The sequence below is a fragment of the Pseudomonas sp. K5002 genome (assembly GCF_013386655.1).
GTDB lineage: Bacteria > Pseudomonadota > Gammaproteobacteria > Pseudomonadales > Pseudomonadaceae > Aquipseudomonas.
On sequence record NZ_JACARK010001724.1, the window covers coordinates 1 to 505 of the forward strand.

General features: G+C 66.7%; 2 pseudogenes. One reads left to right on the forward strand and one right to left on the reverse strand.

From position 1 onward, the window contains the following. A pseudogene (locus HX846_RS38925) lies at positions 1-265 on the forward strand (MFS transporter); the annotation flags it as partial. On the opposite strand, the pseudogene HX846_RS38930 reads toward HX846_RS38925, so the two are convergent. Further along, positions 203-505 (reverse strand): annotated as a pseudogene (locus HX846_RS38930) (LysR family transcriptional regulator); the annotation flags it as partial. The pseudogenes HX846_RS38925 and HX846_RS38930 overlap by 63 nt on opposite strands.

The following is a 505-nucleotide window of genomic DNA, read 5'->3' on the forward strand; positions in this document are numbered from 1 at the left end:
TTTCCCGTGTTGGGGCTTGATGGCCGCCTACGTCGGTGCCCGGCTCAGCCCGGTGCACAGCCTGCAAGTGGTGAGCCTGAGCATGGTCAGCTACGGCCTGGCCAGTGCCACCGGCAATGCCCTGTGCGGCTGGCTGCTGCAACTCACTGGCGAATTTGCGGTGGTGCACGGCTGGATCGCGGCCTGGGTGTTGGCCAGCCTGTTATTGCTCAAGCGCATGGCCCAGCGACACACCCGCGAAGCGCTGGCCGCCCAGATGCCCTGAGTGGCCCAGTTGCCGACGCAGAATCTCCACCAGGGCATCCACTTCCGGCACCTGGCAACCGGCTGAACGCCAGAACATCAGGCGTGCCGGCGCAATCGGCGGGAAGCCCTGGCGCTCGTCCAGAATCTGCCAGTCGGGTGGCACCAGGCGCCGCGCCATCACGCCCACCGACAAGCCCTGCTCGATCGCAATCGCAATGCCGCGCGGGCTTTGGCTGGTGTAAACCACCTGCCACGAGCG